Origin of the sequence: Candidatus Effluviviaceae Genus I sp. (assembly GCA_016867725.1) — a bacterium.
In the GTDB taxonomy this organism is placed as follows: Bacteria; Joyebacterota; Joyebacteria; order Joyebacterales; family Joyebacteraceae; genus VGIX01.
Genome location: VGIX01000079.1, coordinates 1 through 3,929 on the forward strand (window position 1 = coordinate 1; position 3,929 = coordinate 3,929).

Sequence of the window (3,929 nt, forward strand, 5' to 3'; positions counted from 1 at the left end):
GCGCCCGGGTGCACTCGAACTCGTGGGGCGGGTCCGAGAACAGCTACAACTCCTACTGCGTTGACGTGGACAGCTTCATGTGGGGCAACAAGGGCTTCCTCGTGGTCTTCGCCGCCGGCAACTCCGGCCCGAACGCCAGCACGGTGGGCTACCCGGGGACCGCCAAGAACTGCATCACCGTCGGCGCGACACGCCGGCCGCCCGATCAGGCCGTGATGGCCGGCTACTCGAGCCGCGGCCCGGCGTCCGACACGAGATACAAGCCGACCGTGACGGCGCCCGGCGGCGAGGCCGGATACAGCTACGTCAACTCCGCGGACAACCACACCGGCAACCCGCCGGCGCAGACGTGCAACGTCGCGAGCTCGCCCTTCCAGGGAACCTCGATGGCGACGCCGGCCGTGGCCGGCTGCGCGCTCCTCGTGAGGCAGTACTTCACCGAGGGCTGGTATCCGTCCGGCACGCTCACCTCGGGTGATGCGCTCTCGCCGAGCGCCGCGCTCGTGAAGGCGACGATCGTGAACTCCGCCGCCGACATGGGCACCGCGGACATCCCGAACAACAACGAGGGCTGGGGCAGGGTGCTCCTGAACGACGCGCTCTACTTCGAAGGCGACGCGCGCGAGCTCATCGCCGAGGACGTGACGCCGGGCGTGGGTCAGGGCGGAAGTCAGTCGTTCGAGTTCCAGGTGGACTCAAGTTCCGTCCCGCTTGAGATCACGCTCGTGTGGACGGACTACCCGGCCACGGCGGGCGCGGGCGTGACGCTCCAGAACAACCTCGACCTCACGGTGACCGCGCCGGGCGGCGCGACCTACAAGGGCAACGTGTTCAGCGGCGGCCAGTCGACGACCGGCGGCTCGTACGACGCGCGGAACGTCGAGGAGGTCGTGAGGCTCGCGTCTCCTCCCGTCGGGACCTACACGGTCCAGGTGGCAGGCACGACGGTGCCGCAGGCGCCGCAGCCGTTCGCGCTCGTGATGACGGGCTCGTTCGACAACTGGCCGGCGCAGAGCGGCGTGGACGACCTGCCGATCCCGGTCGGGGCGGCTCCGTTCCGCATCCACGGCATCACCCCCAACCCGTTCAACCCGGCCACGACGATCAGCTACGAGCTCTTCCCGGTCGCGCTGGGACAGGCGCGCCTGACGCTGCGCATCTACAATGTGGACGGCCGGCTCGTGAGCACGCTCGTGGACCGCGTTGAGGACCCGGGGCGCCACACGGCAGTCTGGCAGGGCCAGAGCGACGACGGGACGCCGGTGGCAAGCGGCATCTACTTCTGCGAGCTGTCGTACGGCGGGACGGTGGAGACGAGGAAGCTCACGCTGCTGAAGTAGGAACCGGGCTCGCCGCCGCGCAGGCGGGGCGGCAGGGCGGGCAAGTCGATTCTTGACTGATGACCGACGTGCGTGATATAATGATGGCGGTTTCCGGGGAGGCCATCTGGCAAGGGCATCCTGGCGGGCGTGTGTCTGCTGGGGCAACAGAGGAGGGCTGACAGCGGACGAGCAGGATGTGTCGAGTGTGCGTTGTGCAGCAAGAGCACAGGCAGACAGCAGGGAGGAGAGGGCAATGAGACTTGCTGTGGTGATGTGCATGGTCGCGCTCCTCGTCGCCGGCACGGCGCTGGCCGAGAAGCCGCGCCTCGATTCGAAGGTTGCGACCGAGGTCTTCGTGAAGCCGACGGACTGGCTCGCTCGTCCGCTTTTCGAGGGCTTCAACACGACCATTCCGCCCGCCGGCTGGACCGCGGTCGTGAACAACCCCTACACGTGGGAGCTTGGCACCTACGCTCCGTACGAGGGCGCCGGATACGCCACCTGCTACTACGACCAGACGTACTCGGGACCTCAGAACGAGTGGTTGTACTACAACTACACCATCCAGGCCGGTGACGCGGCGCTCGTGTTCTGGGCCATGGGGAGCGTCTACTGGGCCATCACCCCGTACCAGAACTACAACCTCTGGGTCACGATCAACGGCGTGCCGAAGTGGAACTACTACGACAACAACAACGGCGCCGTGTCATGGCAGTGGCAGCAGTACACGGTCTCGCTGGCTGGGTACTCCGGGACCATTCAGATCGGCCTCGGCTACACCGGCTACGACGGCGCGCAGGGCTCCTTCGACGCGCTCTCCATCGGCGAGGGCCCGCCGCCTCCGCCGACGCCGTGCTGCCCGTTCCCGTTCACCTGCGCCACGCTTGACTACAACCTCGGCCCCAACGGCTTCCAGACGGTTCCCTGCGGTGGCGTGCCGGCTCCGTGGCAGTGGGGCGTCCCGGTGGGCATCCCGATGGTCGCGTGTGACGGCGTGCCGGTGACCCACGTCCTGGCCACGAACCTGGCCGGGGCCTACCCGGTGAGCTTCGGCGAGTCGGTCATCGTCGGCACCTTCCCGATCACGCCGAGCTGCCACTGCATCGAGCTCTGCCACTTCTACGACTTCGAGACGAACTGGGACGGCGGCAACGTCAAGGTGTCGGCCGACGGCGGCCAGACCTGGACGCTCGTCTACCCGTTCGGCGGCTACGACGGCAAGAACACCTCGACCTACTATCCGTGCGGCTGCGTCTGGCAGGAGGACATGTTCACGGGCACGAGCACGACCTTCGTGAGGGACTGCTTCAACCTCGTGGACTTCATCGGCCAGACGGTCATCGTCAGGCTCGACGCGGGCTCGGACAGCTACTCGACGTCCGACCTCGGCTGGTACGTGAAGTGGATCAAGCTCGGCGGCGAGGAGCAGTCGCCCGTCGAGTCGGCGACCTGGGGCGCCATCAAGGCGATGTACAGGTAGCCTCGGCTGGGCGCGTCGGGTGCACACCCGATGCGGCGTGAACGAAGAGAGGGCGGGAGCGATCCCGCCCTCTCTCTTTGGGCCGGCGGCGGTTGACCTAGCGGTCGCCGGCGATGCCCGCGACGAACCCCGCCATGTCCGCGGGCAGGGGCGCCTCGAGCGTGAGAAGCCTGCGGGTCCGCGGATGAAGGAGCTCGAGCCGCGCGGCGTGGAGCGCGTGGCGCGCGAGGAGGAGATGCTCGAGGACGCGCGGCGCCGAGGGATCGCGCAGCGACTCGAGCAGGAGGTCGTGCGGCATCCCGTAGATCTTGTCGCCCACGATCGGGTGCCCCGCGTGCTCGAGATGCAGGCGGATCTGGTTCGTGCGCCCCGTGAGCGGGTTCGCGCGCACCACGGCGAAGCCGCCGCGCCGCGACTCGACCCGGAAGAGCGTCCTCGCCGGACGACCGCGCTCGCGGTCCACGACGCGGCGGGCGACCGGGCAGTCACGCCTCGCCGGCGCGATCGGCGCGTCCACCTCGAACGCATCGCACGACGGCTCTCCGCGCACGACCGCAACGTACTCCTTTGCGACCTCGCCGCGCGCGAACGCGCCCGAGAGGGCGCGCGCGGCCTCGCGGTTCCCGGCGAGCACGACGACGCCGCTCGTCTCGCGGTCGAGCCGGTGCGCGAGATCGAGCGGCCGACCGAGGTCCTCCCGCAGCCGCGCGATGAGCGTGTGCGTGAAGTAAGACCCGCCCGCGTGGCAGGGGATGTTCCCCGACTTCGACACGGCCACGACGTCTTCGTCGTCGTGAAGCACCTCGTACGAGAAGTCCACCGGCGGCTCGACGACGAGGACCTCGTACTCCACGAGGTCACCGCGGCCGACGGGCGTCTCAGGCCGCCCCGGAGCGCCGTTGACCGAGATCGAGCCGGCGGCGAGCCGAGCGGCCCACGTCGCCGCGTCGAGGTAGCGGAAGCGATGCGCCAGGTAGTCGGAGAGCCGCCATCCGTCGTGGTACGGGTCCACGCGCGTCGAGAGCCGGATCGCGCGCGGGCCGCCGCCGTTGCGGTCGTCGCCGCTCATCGGGTAGGATGCCGGTCGCGCGCCGGCGGCGGCGGGGCATTGGTCATCGCACACGGAG

At 69.2% G+C, this 3,929-nt stretch carries 3 protein-coding genes; 2 read left to right on the forward strand and 1 reads right to left on the reverse strand.

Going from position 1 to position 3,929, the window contains the following annotated elements:
* Together FJY74_09520 and FJY74_09525 are read left to right on the forward strand one after the other, a co-directional pair.
* Positions 1-1,340, forward strand: a 1,340-nt coding sequence (locus tag FJY74_09520; GenBank protein MBM3308551.1) for a S8 family serine peptidase, incomplete at its 5' end; no start/stop codon positions are given.
* 235 nt (positions 1,341-1,575) lie between these two features.
* Positions 1,576-2,802: a hypothetical protein gene (locus tag FJY74_09525; GenBank protein MBM3308552.1), complete on the forward strand. Its 1,227-nt coding sequence runs from the start codon at positions 1,576-1,578 to the stop codon at positions 2,800-2,802.
* 97 nt (positions 2,803-2,899) lie between these two features.
* Here the strand turns inward: FJY74_09525 and FJY74_09530 are convergent, their stop codons facing one another.
* Positions 2,900-3,871: an RluA family pseudouridine synthase gene (locus FJY74_09530; protein ID MBM3308553.1), complete on the reverse strand. Its 972-nt coding sequence runs from the start codon at positions 3,869-3,871 to the stop codon at positions 2,900-2,902.
* Positions 3,872-3,929: the final 58 nt, after the last annotated feature.

Coding starts and splice junctions, on each gene's coding strand:
- FJY74_09525 (MBM3308552.1), top strand. CDS start 1,576: ATGAGACTTGCTGTGGTGATGTGCATGGTCGCGCTCCTCGTCGCCGGC.
- FJY74_09530 (MBM3308553.1), bottom strand. CDS start 3,871: ATGAGCGGCGACGACCGCAACGGCGGCGGCCCGCGCGCGATCCGGCTC.